Annotated in this window: 12 protein-coding genes; 7 read left to right on the top strand and 5 right to left on the bottom strand. The window is 63.6% G+C overall.

What is annotated here, in order from left to right:
- Window positions 1-69: 69 nt before the first annotated feature.
- Window positions 70-2,814, top strand: coding sequence for a LuxR C-terminal-related transcriptional regulator (locus tag P3C50_RS15435; RefSeq protein ID WP_275546687.1), 2,745 nt, complete (start codon window positions 70-72; stop codon window positions 2,812-2,814).
- A gap of 134 nt (window positions 2,815-2,948) precedes the next feature.
- Here the strand turns inward: P3C50_RS15435 and P3C50_RS15430 are convergent, their stop codons facing one another.
- A complete protein-coding gene (locus tag P3C50_RS15430; protein WP_275546686.1) occupies window positions 2,949-3,782 on the bottom strand; it encodes a metal-dependent hydrolase in 834 nt (277 codons plus the stop codon).
- Between the two features lie 324 nt (window positions 3,783-4,106).
- Between P3C50_RS15430 and P3C50_RS15425 the strand changes: the two genes are divergently transcribed.
- The 6 genes from P3C50_RS15425 to P3C50_RS15400 all read left to right on the top strand — a co-directional run bounded on the left by P3C50_RS15425 (window position 4,107) and on the right by P3C50_RS15400 (window position 13,457).
- Window positions 4,107-5,126: an AraC family transcriptional regulator gene (locus P3C50_RS15425; protein ID WP_275546685.1), complete on the top strand. Its 1,020-nt coding sequence runs from the start codon at window positions 4,107-4,109 to the stop codon at window positions 5,124-5,126.
- Window positions 5,126-5,773, top strand: coding sequence for an MBL fold metallo-hydrolase (locus tag P3C50_RS15420; RefSeq protein ID WP_275546684.1), 648 nt, complete (start codon window positions 5,126-5,128; stop codon window positions 5,771-5,773). The genes P3C50_RS15425 and P3C50_RS15420 overlap by 1 nt, the downstream gene beginning before the upstream one ends.
- A 64-nt stretch (window positions 5,774-5,837) precedes the next feature.
- Window positions 5,838-6,506 carry an OmpA family protein gene (locus P3C50_RS15415; protein ID WP_275546683.1) on the top strand — a complete coding sequence of 223 codons (669 nt, stop codon included), beginning with the start codon at window positions 5,838-5,840 and terminating at the stop codon, window positions 6,504-6,506.
- A 142-nt stretch (window positions 6,507-6,648) separates the two neighbouring features.
- Window positions 6,649-7,305, top strand: coding sequence for an OmpA family protein (locus P3C50_RS15410; RefSeq protein ID WP_197855374.1), 657 nt, complete (start codon window positions 6,649-6,651; stop codon window positions 7,303-7,305).
- A 242-nt stretch (window positions 7,306-7,547) separates the two neighbouring features.
- Window positions 7,548-11,261 carry a response regulator gene (locus P3C50_RS15405; RefSeq protein WP_275546682.1) on the top strand — a complete coding sequence of 1,238 codons (3,714 nt, stop codon included), beginning with the start codon at window positions 7,548-7,550 and terminating at the stop codon, window positions 11,259-11,261.
- A 45-nt stretch (window positions 11,262-11,306) separates the two neighbouring features.
- A complete protein-coding gene (locus tag P3C50_RS15400; RefSeq protein WP_275546784.1) occupies window positions 11,307-13,457 on the top strand; it encodes a putative bifunctional diguanylate cyclase/phosphodiesterase in 2,151 nt (716 codons plus the stop codon).
- 15 nt (window positions 13,458-13,472) lie between these two features.
- On the opposite strand, the gene P3C50_RS15395 is transcribed toward P3C50_RS15400, so the two are convergent.
- From P3C50_RS15395 to P3C50_RS15380, 4 genes are all read right to left on the bottom strand, one after another.
- Window positions 13,473-14,369, bottom strand: coding sequence for an acyltransferase (locus P3C50_RS15395; RefSeq protein WP_275546681.1), 897 nt, complete (start codon window positions 14,367-14,369; stop codon window positions 13,473-13,475).
- A gap of 287 nt (window positions 14,370-14,656) precedes the next feature.
- Window positions 14,657-16,750: a phosphate acetyltransferase gene (gene pta, locus P3C50_RS15390; RefSeq protein WP_275546680.1), complete on the bottom strand. Its 2,094-nt coding sequence runs from the start codon at window positions 16,748-16,750 to the stop codon at window positions 14,657-14,659.
- Window positions 16,751-16,759: 9 nt separating this feature from the next.
- Window positions 16,760-17,944, bottom strand: a complete 1,185-nt coding sequence (locus P3C50_RS15385; protein WP_275546679.1) for an acetate kinase — start codon at window positions 17,942-17,944, stop codon at window positions 16,760-16,762.
- On the bottom strand, window positions 17,945-18,229 hold the full coding sequence (locus tag P3C50_RS15380; protein ID WP_275546678.1) for a DUF3565 domain-containing protein: 285 nt from the start codon (window positions 18,227-18,229) through the stop codon (window positions 17,945-17,947).
- Between the last annotated feature and the right edge of the window lie 9 nt (window positions 18,230-18,238).

Genomic DNA, 18,238 nt, shown 5'->3' with positions numbered 1-18,238 from the left:
TTGCAAGTCGCTAGGCTGGGTTCAGATCGAGCCCGCCGATGCAGATAGAAGACTTCCAAGAATAGGCCGATGACAGATCTCTCCCGCTCGCCAGGTTTTCCATACATGCCGGCCACACCGGTGGAAGCGCGTTTCTATCGTCCGCCACTGCCAGCAGGGCATATGCCGCGACCCAGGCTGTGCGAGCGTCTCGAAGAGGGCCTGCAAGGGCGATTGCTGCTGGTCAGTGCGCCAGCAGGCTTTGGCAAAAGCTCGCTGGCCATCGAGTTCTGCGAACGACTACCCGATCACTGGCACAGCCTCTGGCTCGGGCTGAGCGAGCGCGATCATGATCCGGGGCGCTTTCTCGAGCGTCTCCTGAACGGGCTGCAGCAGCTCTACCCTGGCCTCGGCGAGGAAGCGCTCGGGCTGCTGAAGATGCGCCAGCGCCACCAACCCTTCGCATTCGAGCAGTGGCTTGACGGTTTACTCGATGAGCTGACCCAGCAACTCGATGATGGTCAACCGCTGTTGCTGGTGCTGGACGACTACCATCTGGCGCAGGGGCCGGTGCTGGATCGTTGTCTGCAATTCTTCCTCAACCATTTACCTCCTGGTGTGCTGCTGTTGGTCACCAGCCGTCAGCGGCCTGACTGGCACCTGGCGCGCCTGCGTCTGTCGCGACAGTTGCTGGAACTCAACGAGCAGGATCTGCGTCTGACGGCTGCCGAGTTGGACGCGCTGTTGGCAAGTCAGGGCGCGCGCCTCGAGAAGGAGCAGGTCAGCGGGATTCTGCAGCGTAGTGAGGGATGGATCGCTGGTTTACGCCTCTGGCTGTTGGCTGTCGAGGAACTGGCGGAAGCTGGCGAGGTGCTTCAACTGCACGGCGGTGAAGGGCTGATCCGTGAATACCTGCTCGAGGAAGTCATCGACCGGCAGCCCGCCGAGGTGCAACAGTTCCTGTATGAAACCGCCTGCATGGAGCGCTTCTGCGCTGAGCTGTGCGATGCAGTTCGTGACAGCCATGACAGCGCCGCGATCATCCGTCATCTGCAGGCCAATCAGGTGTTTCTGGTGCCGCTCGACGAGCAGGGGCACTGGTTTCGCTATCACCACCTGTTCTCCGACTTGCTCAATGCGCGCTCTGCCGACGGATTGAGTCGTTCGCACGGTAGCGCCCACCTGCGTGCCTGTCGCTGGTTCACTGCGCAAGGCATGCTGGATGCCGCCATCGAGCAGGCGCTGCTGGCGGGGCAGGCAGACGTGGCCGCCAGCCTGGTGCAGAACCTGTCCGAGGAGCAGATGCTGGCGGAACAGAACATCGCCATGCTGCTGCGCTGGAAAACCAATCTGCCGGACGATCTGCTGGCCAGCACACCACGACTGATCATGCTCTATGGCTGGGCACTGGCATTGGCCTGCCAGCTGGATGCCGCCCAAGAGCTGCTTGATCAGCTCGCACGCTTCCTGCCGGCTGCCGAGCCTGCCGCCCAGCGCAGCCTGCTGGCGCAATGGCAGGCGCTCGATGGGGTCATCGCCCGTGGCCGTGGCGATGGTGTGCGTGCCGAACGGCAATGCAGTGAGGCCTTGGCCGCTTTACCGGCGGAGCGTTACGGTCCGCACTTCATGTGCCTGTCGGCGTTGTCCAACCTGGCCATGGTGCGTGGCGATCTGTGGCGTGCGCGTGGGCTGAACCGCGACGCTCTGGAGCTGGCGCAGCGTATCGACAACCCTCTGCTCGAGGCGCTTGCCCACTACGAGCGTGCCCGCGTGCTGCAGGCCCGTGGTGAGGTGCTGCGCGCGCAAGAGGAGGTGCATCAGGGATTGTTGCTGGTGCAGCGTTTGTCGGCACAGCGTAGTTACTCGGTGCGGGCGCGGTTGACGATTTATGAGGGCTATCTGCTCAGTTTGCGTCTGCAGCCTCAGGCCGTGGAGCGCTTACGAGTGGGGATTGCCGAAGCCAGGGCTTGCCGCGACGTCGGTGCGTTGATTGGCTATTGCGTGCTGGCCAGCCTGGAAGGGCGTGATGGACGGCCAGCCGAGGCGTTTGCTCTGCTGGGTGAGGCCGAACGCTTGATGCATGTCTGGGATGTGCCGGCGATCTATTACCTGGCGATGATCACGCTGATCAAGTGTGAGCTGTGGCTGCGGCAAGGGCAGGTGGAGTTGGCTGCCGCCTGGCTGCCTCAGTTGGCGGAAACCTATGGTGAGCAGGGGCGAGCACTGGCGCCGGAGTTTCACCCGCAGCTGGCGTTGCATATCGATCTGCAGCAGGCGGCTCTGGAGCGCTTACAGGGCGAGCTGGAGCATGCGGAGCGCCGTCTGCGTGCGTTGCAGCAGCGTGCACAGGGGCTGGGTGGTCAGTTGGTCGGTCTGGCGGCGCAGGCGCAGCTCGCCCAGTTACTGAAGCAGACCGGGCGAGAGCGGGAGGCGCAGCAGCAGCTCGACAGTTGTCTGGATCTCGCTCAGGGCGGTGCGCTGCTGCCGTTCATCGAACTGGTGCAGCATCAGCCGCAGTGGCTGCGTGAGCGCTTGCAAGAACGTACATCGTCCTGTCAGGTACGTGACGCCTTGTTCGCACAACTTCCGACGCAGCAGCCCATTGACGAGTTGCCTGAAGCCGAGCAGGAGCCGCTTACCGAGAAGCTCAGCGGCCGCGAGCTGGCGGTACTGCAGTTGATTGCGCGTGGCTGTTCGAACCAGGAGATCAGCGAACGTCTGTTCATCTCCCTGCACACGGTCAAGACTCATGCCCGGCACATCAACAGCAAGCTCGGCGTCGAACGGCGCACCCAGGCCGTCGCCCGGGCCAAGGGGTTGGGTTTGTTGCACTGAGATTGGCGCCGCTATGCCAGACAGGACGTCCAGTCTTCTCGTCAGCCGCGGTCGACAAGGCGTGCCTCGAGAAGTGGTATGCATGAGCATCAGCAAGATGTACTGATTTCGCGCAGCCTGACAAGAGGCTGCGGTTAAGCCGAGCTGGCTGCGCCGTCGAACTCCACGCGCGTGGCGTGCAGCAGGTCCAGGTTGTTGTGCTCCCAGGGGTGGAAGCCGGCCTTGAAGAAGTCCAGGTAGGTGCTGATCAGCGGGCGGAACACGCCTTCCTTGCCCCACATCCAACGGATGCCGTCGCGCCACACGCGCCAGTTCCACAGCAGGCCGTCGACCTTGAGCATGTGCGCCAGGCCGCGCGTGGTATCGAGTACGAAGAAGAAGGTGCTCATGATCATCGCCCGGCGCAGTAGCTTGCGGCTGCCGCATACCTGGTTGTAGACGTCGAAGGCCACCGCCTTGTGCTCGGTTTCTTCCAGCGCATGCCAGCGCCACAGACGCTTTAGGGTTGGGTGAGCGTCAGCCATATAGGCATCATTTCTCAGCAAACCATCGGCCATGATCGCGGTGATGTGCTCCAGTGCTGCGGTCGCGGCCAACTGGCGCTGGGGCGAGAACTTCTTCTGGGTGTAGCGGATACGCGCGCGGGCGCGCTTTTCGAAGCGCTCGACGTCGTAGCCCAGGTCGCGCAGGCGCTGGCTGTATTCCAGATGTTCACGGCTGTGGTGGCCTTCCTGACCGATGAAGCCGCGAATCTGTTCCTTGAGTACCGGGTCTTCGATACGGTCGCGGAACTGACGCACCGAGTCGATGAAGAAACGCTCGCCATCGGGAAACAACACTGACATGGCATCGAACAAATGGGTCTTGAAGGCGTCGCCGCCGTTCCAGTGGCGCGGCAGCGGATTGGGCAGATCGAAATCCATATGCCTGGGGCGGATCTGCAATCCTTCCGGAGTGGTGCTGGCCATGAGGGCTCCATTGCACTGTTTGACTGCTTGTCACTATGAGCGCGGCGAGCGTCGGCGCACAGGTTCGTAACAGCCAAGGTTGCGGTCATATCTGGCCACTCGCCGCCGTCGGAGAAAAAGTTGAGGTTTGGTAGGCCGCTGATCCGGCCGCTGCGGCTAAACCGGAACCCGATTACTGGAACCTTCAGAGAGCTTTTGCAGGCCAGGCAAAAAAGTCGTGGTGGCATTCGCTGCTCGATGAGCGGGGTTGTCGGAGCGTCGTGGGCAAGGTTAAGGTCTTCGAATAACGGGTCATTTGCGGCCAGCCGCCAGAACAACAAGCCCATGAAGCAAACCCTCTTCACTGCCGAACTGGTTCCAGTGGCCTACGCCGAGGCGCTGCTGGCGCTCGCCGAGGAGCTTGGCCTGGCCCGTGCCGAGCTGTTTGCCGCTGCGCGGGTACGCCCGCAAGTGCTCGGTAGCCCCAATGCGCGGTTGTCCTTTCTCGACTTTCATCTGCTGACCCAGGCCGCGCTGGAGCGTTGCGGTGAGCCGGCGCTGGGGCTGTTGCTGGGCCAGCGCCTTAACGTTTCCACCCACGGCATTCTCGGTTACGCGGTGCTGTCCAGCGCCAATCTGGGCAAAGCGCTGCAGTTCGCCCTCAAGTACTATCGGGTGCTCGGTCTGTCATTCGAACTGGAGCTGGTGGAGCAGGGAGAGGACATGCAGTTGCGCGCCGTGGAGACCTTTCCTGCGGGGCCGCAGTCGCGTTTTACCGCCGAGGGCCTGCTGACCAGCATCCACACCATCGCGCGTTTTCTCCTGGGTGAAGAACTGCAGGGCCTGGCCGTCGGTTTTGCGCATTCGGCGCCCGAATACGCCCAGCGCTATGTCGAGGTGTTCGGCGTGGCGGCGCAGTTCGAACAGCCTTACAACTGGCTGCGCGTGCCTCGGCACTATCTGCAGCGCCCCATGGCGCTGGCCAACCCGGCCACGGTGTTAATGTGCGAGCAACAGTGCGAGGCGCTGCTGGCCAGTCTCGATGTGCGGGATGGCCTGCTTACGCGACTGCGCCGCCTGTTGTTGACGCGCCCGGGTGACTTTCCCGACCTGGAAAGCGCCGCGAGCGCCCTGCACACCAGCGGCCGTAGCTTGCGCCGGCATCTGGCGCAGATGGGCACCAGCTATCAGCAGGTGCTCGACGAGGTGCGCAAGCGTCTGGCTCTGCAGTACCTGACCACCACGCACTTGCCGCTTTATGAAATCGCTCATTTACTGGGCTTCAGCGACCCGTCCAATTTCCGCCGTGCATTCCGCAAATGGACCGGTAAACTGCCCGGCGACTACCGCAACGAGGTTTCCTGATGAGCACCGCCGAACGCCCCGCCCTGATTCGCGAAACCTTCCCCGTCGGGCCTTTGCAGTGCAACTGCACCATCATCGGTGACCCGATCACGAAGAAGGCCATCGTGGTCGATCCGGGCGGTAATCCCGATCTGATCATGGCGCGGCTCGAGGCCCTTGGTCTGAAGGTGGTGAGCATCATTCACACGCATGCCCATCTCGATCATTTTCTCGCGTCCGGGCAGATGAAGGAGAAGACCGGCGCCACGCTGCATCTGCACAAGGATGATCAGTTCCTCTGGGACAACCTGGAGATGCAGTGCAACATGTTCGGTGTGCCCTATACGCCGGTGCCGGCACCGGATCGCTGGCTGGCCGATGACGAGGAGCTGGCCTGCGGCTGCGGCGTGGCCCTGCATACGCCCGGGCATACGCCGGGCTCGATGAGTTTCTGGTTCGCCGACGCCAAGCTGCTGATCGCCGGCGATACCCTATTCCGTCGGGGTATCGGCCGTACCGATCTGTGGGGTGGCGACTACGCCACCATCGAGCGTTCGATCAAGCAGCGTCTGTACAGCCTCGACGAGGAGGCCACCGTGGTTACCGGCCACGGCCCGGACACTCGCCTGGGCGAGGAGATGCGCGAGAACCCCTTTATTCGCGCGTGACAGGGCACTAATGGCGGTACGCTGACTCAAATGGCCATCATCCACCGTTCATGGAGATGCCTTCATGTTCCGCCTTTCCCTGATTGCCCTTTGCTCGTCTGCGTTACTGCTCGCTGGTTGCGCCTCGCAGAATCCGTACGACCAGAGTGCGCCGAGCTCCAATCGCACCGCCACCTATGGCGGGATCGGTGCGTTGGCCGGTGCGGCTGCCGGCGCCCTGATCAATCATGACAACCGCGGCAAGGGCGCGCTGATCGGCGCGGCGGTGGCCGGTGCCGCCGCGGCGGGCTATGGCTACTACGCCGACAAGCAGGAAGAAGAGCTGCGTCGCAGCATGCAGGGCACGGGCGTCGAAGTGCAGCGCCAGGGCGACGTGATCCAGCTGATCATGCCCGGCAACATCACCTTTGCCACCGACTCGGCGCAAATCGCCAGCAGCTTCTACCAGCCGTTGAACAACCTGGCCAACTCCTTCCGCCAGTACAACCAGAACAGCATCGAGGTGGTCGGTCATACCGACAGCACCGGTTCGCACAGCCACAACATGGCGCTGTCGCAACGCCGCGCACAGAGCGTGGCCGATTACCTGCTGGCGCAGGGTGTCGACCCCAGTCGCCTGAGCACCCGCGGCATGGGGCCGGATCAACCGGTGGCGAGCAATGCCACGGCAGATGGTCGCGCGCAGAACCGTCGTGTCGAGGTCACACTGCGGCCGTTGCCCGGCGTGCAGTGACCTGCGCGTATCGCTCCGACCTGCTCTAGATCGCAGTCCTTACCCGCTCAGGCTGATAAGCTTGGGCGGAACTTCGCCGCGCCCTAGCGGTTCGAAGGCTGTGGCATGTCTGCCCGATACCAAGAAATCCTAAGGAAACGTTATGAAGACCAGACGTAATCTGATCGCAGCCACTGCGCTCATGGCCATGCTGGCTGGCTGCACCACCAATCCGTATACCGGCGAAAGCCAGGCTGGCAAAGCCGGCATCTATGGCGGTATCGGCGCTGCGACCGGAGCGGTGATCGGCGCTGCCACGTCGAGCAAGAAGGACCGCACCAAAGGTGCACTGATCGGTGCGGCCGTCGGTGGCGCTGCCGGCGGTGGTTATGGCTATTACGTCGATACCCAGGAAGCCAAGCTGCGTCAGACCCTGCAGGGCACGGGCGTGCAGGTGCAACGCAATGGCGATGATCTGAAACTGATCATGCCGGGCAACATCACCTTCGCCAGCAACTCGGCAGATATCTCCAGCAGCTTCTACCCGACTCTCAATTCGCTGGTGCTGGTGTTCAAGGAGTTCGACAAGAACGGCGTGAACATCGTCGGCCACACCGACAGCACTGGTTCGCAGGAGCTGAACCAGAGCCTGTCGCAACGTCGCGCGCAGAGCGTGGCCAACTACCTGACCGGCAACGGTGTGCCCGGCCAGCGTATCTCCGCATACGGCGCCGGTCCGAGCCAGCCGATCGCCAGCAACGCCAGTGACGCAGGCCGTGCGCAGAACCGTCGCGTCGAGATCAACCTGCGTCCGCTGTAACGCCGCTCAGTCTCGCTCGAGGCCTCCCGACGGGAGGCTTTTTCATATCCGCCGTTAGCTTCTGCTGCGTCGCCACACAGCATGAAAGAAGGCGTTTGCGCCAATATTCCGGACCGCCCGTCGAGTCTCTTCTGGCCAAAGGCCATCCATTCCAAACCTGACTAGAATGCCTGCTAAGGTTCAGTGCAGCCCACGCACGGATGACCTGTGCGCGTTGGTTCTGGATGACCGAGGGAGAGCGAATGGACGACAGAGCTGTCGAGCGGCCGCCAAGGCCCTGGATACCGCTACTGGTTGCCTTGAGTCTGTTGTTCGGGCTGGGGGGCCTGATCTTCTGGCAATGGAGCGTCTTGCAGGAGCGGGAGCGGGAGGAGAGCCAGCAGCGCTTTCAGCTCGAAGCGCAGGATATCGGCCAGCGGGTCGTGGCGCGGATGCAGGCCTATGAAATGGCGCTGCGTGGCGTGTCCGGGCTGATGACCGGCAGCGACCGCGTGTCGCCCGTGGAATGGCAGCGTGCGCTGGACCAGCTGCAGTTGCAGGACCGCTACCCTGGTATTCAGGCCGTAGCCTGGTCGCGTTACCTGACGGCTGAACAATTACCTGATTTTCGCGCCGAGGTGCTGGCCGACGGGCGGCTCGACTATCAGATGTTCCCGGCGCAAGAGCGCGAACACTACCTGCCGATCGATTACGTGAGCCCCCTGGATTGGCGAAACCGGCGCGTGCTGGGGTTCGACATGCTCAGCGAGCCGACTCGCCTGGACGCCATCGAGCGCAGCATCGAGAGTGGCGAGGCGAGCCTGAGCGGACCTGTGGTGCTCCGTCAGGAGATCGATGTCAACGTGCAGCAGGGCGTGCTCCTGTTCCTCCCGGTCTTCCGTCCGGGTGTGCCCCTCAATACGGCGGAGCAACGTCGTGAGGCCTTGCTGGGAGTGGTGCATGGCGCCTTTCGCAGCCATGACCTGATGGAGGGCATTCTCGGCTCCCAGACCCGGCTTTTCGATATCGTCCTGACGGACCTGCGAGCGCCGGATACGGATCTGCTCGCTGGTGAAAGCCAGCCCAACGGCTGGCAACCGAAGTTTCGCGATCACCTGGAACTGCCGCTATATGGCCGGGTCTGGAGCCTGGATGTGATCGGCACGGTCGAGTACGAGCGCAATCTGATCGATCGAACGGGGACCCTGGGATTGTGGGCCGGCTTCGCTGCGACCGTGCTGCTGGCGCTCCTGGTCGGCGGCTATCTCTACCAGCGTGAGCGCAAGCTGCACCTCAGCGAGAAAACCGCGGTCAAGCTGCGGGAGCGTGAAGAACGTTTTCGCCTGCTGGTCGAGCGCCTGCCGGTGGCGACTCTGCTGTGCGACGACAAGGGTCGTATCGAAATGGCCAACCGCAGTGCCGCCGAGCTGTTCGATTGCCCGCTCAATGCGTTGCCGGGTGAAACCATACTGCGGGTGCTACCCAATATCGAATCACCGAGAGACCTGCATGAGCAGTTGGCCGAGGGCGACGAGCGCATCGTGCGCACGTTACGTGGCGAGTCCATTCCGGTCAGCATCAGCCTCAATCCACTGCACGAGGGCAGTAGCTACCTTATCAATCTGGTGGATCTGCGCGCCCGCAAGGTGGCCGAAGAACGCTTCCGTCTGGTGGTCGAGGCCTCGCCCAACGCCATTGTGCTGGTCGACGGTCTGGGGCGCATCGCCATGGTCAATCGGCAGACCGAGCTGTTGTTCGGCTACGAGCGCCAGATGCTGCTTGGCGAACCGGTGGAACTGCTCTTGCCGGCCGCACAGCGCGGCGGCCATGTGGCGATGCGTCGTGGTTACCAGGCCATGCCCGAGCAGCGCCGCATGGGAGGTAATCGCGAACTGTTCGGGCTGCACCGCGAAGGTCGGATGATCCCTCTGGAAGTCGGCCTGTCGCCGATTCGCAGCGGCGATGAAAATCTGGTTCAGGCGGTGATCATCGACATCAGCGAGCGCAAGGCGGCCGAGCAGAAACTGCGTGAGCAGGCCGAGCAACTGTTGTTGGCCAACCGCTATAAATCCGAGTTTCTCGCCAATATGTCCCACGAGCTGCGCACGCCGCTCAACAGCATCCTGATCCTCAGCGATCAGCTGCGGCAGAACCTGGCCGGCAATCTCACCGAGAAGCAGACCAAGCACGCCGATATCGTGCACCGCGCCGGCAGCGATCTATTGCAGTTGATCAACGATGTGCTCGACCTGGCCAAGGTCGAGTCCGGGCGCATGCAGCTCAAACTCGAGCCGATCAACATGCAGGACGTGCTGGTGGAGCTGGATGCCAGTCTGCGGCCGATGGCCGAGCTCAAGGGGCTGCGGTTGCACACCGAGCTGGAGGCCGGCGTACCTCGGGTTATCCACACCGATCGCGTGCGCCTGCATCAGATATTGCGCAACCTGCTGTCCAATGCGCTGAAGTTCACCGATCAGGGCGAAGTCACGCTCAGTGTCAGTAGCCAGGGCCGTCAGGAGGACGAGCGCGAGCTGCTCTGCTTCAGTGTGCGTGACACCGGCATTGGCATCGATCCGGCTCAGCATGAACAGGTATTCCAGGCCTTCCAGCAGATCGACGGCTCCATCAGTCGGCGTTTCGGCGGGACCGGCTTGGGGTTGGCCATCACCCGTCAACTGGTACTGGCGCTGGATGGCGACATCAGCCTGCAGAGTGCACCCGGTCAGGGCGCCGTCTTCACGGTTCGTCTACCGGTTCAGGCCGGTTCGCTCAGTATCGAGGCGCCGGTCGAGGGGCCGCAGCGCGCCGGCGACGGACCGCCGCTGCTGATCATCGAGGACGACGTCAATTTCGCCGCCGTGATCGCCGAAGAGGCCCACACTCACGGCTTCTCGAGCGTGCACTGCCGCACGGGGCTGCAGGCCCTCGGGCTGTTGCAGCAGGAGTCGTTCAACGCGGTGATCCTCGACATCCTGCTCCCCGATCTCAGTGGCTGGCAGCTTTTCCGTCGTCTGCGTGCACAGCCGACCCACCGCCACACGCCGGTGCATATCATCTCCTGCGTCCCGCAGCCGGCTGGCTGGAACGATGACGGTACGCGCTACCTGGTCAAGCCTATCGGCCGCGACGAGCTGGAGCAGGTGTTCATCGACCTGCAGCATGGCGCCCAGCAGGGGCAGGCGTTGCTGCTGGTGGAAGATGTCGAGGTGGAGCGCGAGCACTACCGCGAGCAACTCACTGAACTGGGCTTTCAGGTCACCGCCTGCGCCGACGGCGAGCAGGCGCGCGCGGCCTATGCGCAGGGGCCGTTCTTTGCGCTGGTAGTGGACCTGGACCTGCCGGATCAGGACGGCTTCGCCCTGCTCGAGAGCCTGAACCAGTTGCGGCCGCTGCAGGGCATGCGTGTGGTGATCAACACGGGGGTGGACGTCACCCAGCAGACGCTGCAGCGCCTGCGCCGCTACAGCGCGGTGGTGGTGCGCAAGCATGGCGATGACACCGGCGCGCTGTGTCAGGCGGTGCAGGGCTTCCTTGGTGACGTGCGTGCGCCGCAACCGGCCAATGCGCCGAGCCTGCTGCAGGGCAAACGCATCCTGCTGGTGGATGACGATGTGCGTAACGTCTATGCGCTGACGGCGCTGCTGGATGAAGTGGGGTTGCGCGTCAGTTCCGCCAAGGATGGCATCGAGGCCATCGCCAGCTACCAACGCGACCCCTTTGATCTGATCCTGATGGACATGGCCATGCCCAACATGGATGGTTATACAGCCACGCGCCTGCTCAAGCAGGAGCATGGCTGCGTGATCCCGATCATCGCGCTCACGGCCCATGCCATGAAAGGCGACCGGGAGAAGTGCATCACCGCCGGGGCGGACGATTACATGGCCAAGCCGATCAAGCGCGATGAGCTGCTGGCGCTGCTGGAGCGTTGGCTGGGGATGCCAACCCTACCTTCCTCCGACGATGGACTAACCTGATGGTGGGAGTGAGTCGTGCAAGGGCAGATGGATAGGGGAGTGACGATGGCCCAGGCGCAGAGCAAGAACGCCGCCGTACCCGCCAAGCAGGTTCTGCTGGTGGTCGATGACCGTATGGAAAACCTCGAGGCCATGCAGGCGCTGCTCGAGGATGGTGAGTGGCAACTGCGCTGCGCCAGTTCCGGCGAGGAAGCGCTGCGCTGCCTGCTCGAAGAGGATGTCGGGCTGGTGCTGCTCGACGTGCAGATGCCGGGCATGGACGGCTTCGAAGTCGCCCGGCTGATGCGCGGCAACCCGCGTACGCGGCTGACGCCGATCATCTTCGTTTCCGCCATCGCCCAGACTCATGACGCGGTACTGCGCGGTTACAGCTCTGGCGCGGTGGATTTCGTCCTCAAACCCTTCGATCCCAGTGTGCTGCGGCACAAGATCCACAGCCTGCTGGAGCACGAGCACAATCGCTGCGAGTTGCAGACACTGTCGCAGCAGCTGGAACGAGCTCGAGCCTTCAATGCCTCGGTGCTGGACAATGCCGCCGAGGGCATTCTGGTGGTGGGTGAGGACGGCCGCATCCAGTTCGCCAACCCGGCCATGGCGCAGATGCTCGATGGCGAGGTGGGCGACCTGGAAGGCGTCGATCTGCTGTCGTTCCTGAAGAATCCGGCCAGCGAAGGTGGCTGGCTGCAGTCAGAGTTCTACCGGCACTTCAAGCGCGATGCGACTTACCGCGTGCACGAAGCGATGATGCGTACGTTCAAGGGCGGTTGCCTGCCGGTGGCGCTGTCGTGCTCGCCGTTACCCCGGCAACAGCGCGCCATGGTACTGATCGCCCTGGACATGTCAGTGGTGCGCAACCTGCATGCGCAGCTGGAGTCGCAAGCGGTGACCGATTCGCTGACTGGCCTGCTCAATCGTCGAGGTTTTCATCAGGCGCTGGAGTCGGCGCTGGCGCGTATCGAGCGCAGCGGCCAGCGGGTCGCGGTGCTGTATCTCGATCTGGACGGATTCAAGCGCATCAACGATTCGCTCGGCCACGATGTCGGCGACCAGTTGCTGCGTCGTGTCGGTGAGCAGCTCAAGGCCTGTCTGCGCCCGTATGACAGCCTGGCGCGTATCGGCGGTGACGAGTTCACCGCGCTGCTGGACAACCTCGGCCATCCCGAGGACGCGGCCAAGGTCGCGGAGAAGCTGATCGAGCTGGTCTCGGTGCGCCACACCCTTGATGGCGTGGACTTCACCCTGGGCGCCAGCGTCGGCATCGCCTGTTTTCCCGAGTGCGGTCAGAGCGTCGAGGGCCTGCTGCGCTCCGCCGACATGGCGATGTATGAGGCCAAGCGCGCCGGTCGCCAGCAGTACCGTTTCTTTTCCCCGGAGATGAACGGCCGCGCGCGGTCGCGGCTGATGCTCGAGGAGAGCCTGCGCCACGCCATCGAGAACGATGATTTCGTGCTGGTGTACCAACCGCAGTTCCAGCTGGAAACCGGCCGCCTGCGAGGGTTCGAGGCCCTGCTGCGCTGGCAGCACCGCGTCGCCGGCACCGTTGCGCCGAACGTGTTCATTCCGCTGCTCGAGGAAACCCGACTGATCAACCGTGTCGGCGACTGGATCTTCCGCGAAGGCGCCAGGCAACTGGCGGACTTCAAGCAGCAGTTCGGCGAGGACATGGTGCTCAGTCTCAACGTCAGCCCGGTGCAGTTCGGCATGCCGCAACTGGTCACCGACCTGCAGCGGGTGCTCGATGCCCACGGCCTCAAGCCCAGCCAGCTGGAGGTGGAGGTCACCGAGAGCGCATTGATGCAGGATCTGGAGCTGACCCAGGCGCAGTTGCGTCATCTGCGCGAGCTGGGGGTGAAGATCGCCATCGACGACTTTGGCACCGGCTATTCGTCACTGGCGTACCTGCGTCATTTCGAGCTGGATACGCTGAAGATCGACCGCCTGTTCATCTCCAACATGCTCGATTCACCGCGTGATGCCGCGGTGGTCAGCACCATCATCGATCTGGGCCGGCACCTGGGGCTGGAGGTCATCGCCGAAGGCGTCGAAACCCAGGAGCAGCGCGAATGGCTGACGCGGCATCACTGCACCATCATGCAGGGCTTTCTGGTGGCGCCGGGCGTGCCGGCCAGCAGCGCGTTGCAGGTGCCGGCCCAGCTGGATTGGAGCAGGCTGCCCCTGCCGCGCGGCGATGAATGAAGCGCCGCTGGCGCTTCAGGCTTGTCGGTGCAGGCTGGCGAGCTCGGCGTCCTTCTCTTCCCACAGGCGGTTGACCCACTGCTGGAAGGCCAGACGGTAGTCGCTGTCCTGATCGTAGTTGCGACCGATGAATTCGCGGGGAATGTCGACCTGCTTGAAGTTCACCTGCACGGCATCCAGACGGCCGCAGAGCAGGTCCCAGAAGCCCGGCACGCCATGCGGGTAGTGGATGGTGACGTTGACGATGGCGTGCAGTTGCTCGCCCATCGCATCGAGCACGAAGGCGATGCCGCCAGCTTTGGGTTTCAGCAGGTGCTGGAACGGTGACTGCTGCTGCGCATGCTTGGCCGGGGTCAGTCGCGTGCCTTCGAGAAAGTTGAATACCGCCACCGGGTTGCTCTTGTAACGCGCGCAGGCACGGCGCGTGGTGGCCAGGTCCTGGCCGCGCTTTTCCGGGTACTTGGCCAGGTACTCCTTGCTGAAGCGCTTCATGAAGGGAAACTCCAGTGCCCACCAGCACAGGCCGATCACCGGTACCCAGATCAGCTCCTGCTTGAGGAAGAACTTCAGCAGCGGCATGCGTCGGTTGAGCTGGTACTGCAGCACCAGGATGTCCACCCAGCTCTGGTGATTGCTGGTCACCAGGTAGGAATGGCGTGTATCGAAGCGTTCCAGGCCCTGGACGTTCCAGTCGATATGGCCGACTAGGCGCATCCAAAACTTGTTCACGTCGATCCAGCTTTCCGCGATGCCATGCATGATGAAGCGCAACGCACGCTGGGCGGGTGCGAAGGGCAGCAGCAACTTGAGCAGGGCGACGAAGAACAGCGGCCAGCACCAGAACAGCGTGTTCAGGGCCAGTAGCAGGCTCGCGATCAGGCCGCGCAGTGGCGCGGGAAGAAAGTGCAGCATCGGGCGAACGCCTCCGTAGGCAGGCTGCACGCCCGGCGGGCAGCCTGAGAATGGGGCTTTCTCTGTGCCCCGTATCGGTCGAAAGAGCTGCGGCGTTCCGTGCCGCGAGCTGGTTCGGCGCCAAGGTTAACGCTTGTGCACTGACCTGCAAGTGCCAGTGTTGACCATCTGGTTCCGGTAGTCGCAAAAGCCCAAACCTCAGCCCGGAGGCAATCCCGGGGAAGGCTGGCCCAGCGCTCCCAGGTTGCCTGCGGACCGATTGCATCCCTTCTGCTGGCCGCTTGATCTCAGCTCGGCAAGTCGGCTGCCTGGATCGCGGTGAGGGCGATGGTGTAGACGATATCGTCGACCAGGGCGCCGCGCGACAGATCGTTCACCGGTTTGCGCAGGCCCTGCAGCATCGGGCCGACACTGATGCAGTCGGCGCTACGCTGTACGGCTTTGTAGGTAGTGTTGCCGGTATTCAGGTCAGGGAACACGAACACCGTGGCGCGGCCGGCCACCGGGCTGTTCGGCGCCTTCTGCCGGCCGACGCTTTCGATGGCGGCGGCGTCGTATTGCAGCGGGCCGTCGAGCAGGAGATCCGGGCGCTTCTCGCGGGCTAGTCGGGTAGCGGCGCGTACCTTTTCCACTTCCTCGCCACTACCGGAGTCGCCGGTGGAGTAGCTGAGCATGGCCACGCGCGGCGGGATGCCGAAGGCCAGTGCCGAGTTGGCGCTCTGCAGGGCGATCTCGGCCAGTTGCTCGGCATTCGGGTCCGGGTTCACGGCGCAATCGCCATAGACCAGCACCTGGTCCGGCAGCAGCATGAAGAACACCGAGGACACCAGGTTGTAGCCGGGGGCAGTCTTGATCAGCTGCAGCGCCGGGCGAATGGTGTTGGCCGTGGTATGGATGGCGCCGGAAACCAGGCCGTCCACTTCATCCAGCGCCAGCATCATGGTGCCGAGCACCACGGTGTCTTCCAGCTGCGCTTCGGCCATCGGCGCATTGAGGCCCTTGCCCTTGCGCAGCTCGACCATCGGCTCGACGTAGCGACCGCGAATCAGGTCAGGATCGAGAATTTCCAGGCCTTCCGGCAGCTCGATGCCCTGTGCCCGGGCGACTGCGTGCACGTCTTCCGGCTTGGCCAACAGCACGCAGCGGGCGATGCCGCGCGCCTGGCAGATGGCCGCCGCCTGCACGGTACGCGGTTCGCTGCCTTCGGGCAGGACGATACGCTTGGCCGCGGCCTTGGCTCGTTGCACCAGTTGATAACGGAAGGCCGGCGGCGACAGGCGCAGCTCGCGCGGCGTGCCGCAGCGGTTGGCCAGCCAGTCATGGTCGATATGGCTGGCGACGAAGTCGGAGACCTTGCTCGCACGCTCGCGGTCATCCAGCGGGATTTCCTTGTTCAGGCGATTGAGGTTGGTCGCCGTGTCGTAGGAGCCGGTGCTCACCGTCATCACCGGCAGGCCGCTGGCCAGAGCGCCCTGACATAATTCCATGATGCGTGGATCAGGGGCGAAATCGCTGCACAGCAGCAGGCCGGCCAGGGGCACGCCATTCATCGCCGCCAGGCTGGCGGAGAGGATGATGTCGTCGCGATCACCCGGCGTCACCACCAGGGTGCCGGGCTTGAGCAACTGCACGCTGTTGGCCACAGCTCGGGCGCAGAGCACGATCTTCATCATGCGCCGTTGCTCGTAGTCACCGGCGTTGAGGATGCGTGCGCCGAGCAGCTCGGCGATGTCCTTGGTGCGCGGCGCGTTCAGTTCTTCCTGCCAGGGAATGCAGCCCAGCAGGCGGAAGTTCTCGGTCTTGATCAGTGGCGAAAACCCTTCCAGGCGTTCGGCGAAGGCTTCGATGCCGTCCTCGCTACGCACCTTGTTGAGGATCACGCCGAGGACTTTCGGGTCCTTCGGGCCGCCGAACAACTGCGCCTGGATTTCGATGCGGTCGGACAGTTCGGTGAGGCTTTCGTCTTCCGGTGCGCTGACCAGGATCACGTCGGCGTCCAGGCTCTTGGCCAGGTGGAAGTTGACCCGTGCGGCGTAGCTGGCATGGCGCGTTGGCACCATGCCTTCGACGATGACCACGTCCTTGTCCACGGCAGCCTGCTGATAGAGGCTGATGATCTCTTCCAGCAATTCATCCAGCTGGCCGTCGCCGAGCATGCGCTCGACATGGCTGAGCGGCAGCGGCTTGGGCGAGTTCAGACCATGGGTGCGCGCGACCAGTTCGCTGGAGCGCTCCGGGCCGAGGTCGCCCGCATGCGGCTGGGCGATGGGCTTGAAGAAACCGACCTTGAGGCCGCTGCGCTCCAGTGCGCCGACCAGCCCCAGGCTGATGGAGGTAAGACCGACACCGAAACCGGTGGGGGCGATGAAGAAGGTATGCATGAAATAACCTCAGTCGAGCAGGGCAAGGGTATCGAGGGCGATCTGCCGCTCCTCGTTGGTCGGCACCACCAACACGCGGGTATGACTGTCGGCGTGGATCGCACCCGCGACGCCACGCACGCAACGGGCGTTGGCCTCGGCATCGAGTTTCAGGCCGAGCAGGCTCAGGTGGTCGAGCGTCTTGCTGCGAATCAGCGCCGAGTTCTCGCCGATACCGCCGGTGAAGATCAGCCCGTCGAGGCGACGCAGTGCGCAGCTCATCGAGGCCAGTGATTTGGCCAGGCGGTAGCAGAACACCTCGATAGCCAGGCTGGCGCCGATGTGTCCCTGATCGCGCGCCTGCTCCAGGGTACGCATGTCGTTGGACAGGCCGGACAGGCCGAGCAAGCCGCTGTCCTTGTTGAGCATGCTGTCGATCTGCTCCAGGCTCCAGCCCAGGGTGCGCGACAGATGGCTGTGCAGGTTGGGGTCGACATCGCCGCTGCGCGTGCCCATCACCAGGCCTTCCAGCGGTGTCAGGCCCATGCTGGTGTCGCGGCTGTGGCCGTTCTCCACGGCGCAGGTGGAGCTGCCATTGCCCAGATGTGCGACCAGCCAGCTGCTGGCGTCGAATGCCAGGCCGCTCATTTGTGCGGCCTGGCAGCTGACGTAGCGATGACTGGTACCGTGGAAACCGTAGCGACGCACGCCGTGTTCGGCGTAGAGCGCCTGCGGCACGGCGTAGCGGTAGGCGTGCTCGGGCAGGCTCTGGTGGAAGGCGGTGTCGAATACGGCCACCTGCACCAGGTCGGGGAACAGCTTCATCGCCGCTTCGATGCCCTGCAGGTTGGCCGGGTTGTGCAGCGGCGCCAGTGGCGCGATACGTCGGATCGCCTGCAGGCTGGCGGCATCCAGGCGCGTGGCACCGGAGAAATGTTCGCCGCCATGCACCACGCGGTGGCCGATGCCGTGCAGCTCGCCAGCGGCGGCCTGCTGCACGATGGGCAGCAGGTGAGACAGGGCCAGGCGATGGTCGGCTCCTGGCAACACCAGGCTGTCCTTGTGTTTGTCCTGTTGCCAGTGCAGCACCGCCTCGGGGCTGCCCAGGCGTTCGGCCAGGCCGCTGAGCATGAAGGTTTCCTGCGCTTCGTTGACCAGGGCGAACTTGATCGACGAACTGCCGCAGTTGATCACCAGAATGTTGCGTGCAGACATTTAAGCTTCCTTGAAGTCATCGTGCGACCGATCCAGGGCGCACCAGCCGCAGGGGAAGAAGCTACCCTGCCTGGCCTGGCGCTGCCCGGGATCGAGTACCCAGGGCCGATTCTGCCAGGGCGGTCGGTGACGCACATGCTGAGTATGGCCACAAGATAAGACTGCCACCCAGTCGCCGTGCTCGTCCTGACGAAAATCAAGGATTCGCACGACCCGTTTGTCCGGGCTCGGGTCGCAATCCCGGCTGGCCTTGGTTAGACTTGGTCGTTCATTTCTCTTTCGCAAAAGGTCTCC

Source organism: Pseudomonas sp. Marseille-Q0931 (assembly GCF_940789645.1).
Classification (GTDB): Bacteria; Pseudomonadota; Gammaproteobacteria; order Pseudomonadales; family Pseudomonadaceae; genus Aquipseudomonas.
This window is presented reverse-complemented; position numbering and strand designations above follow the sequence as displayed.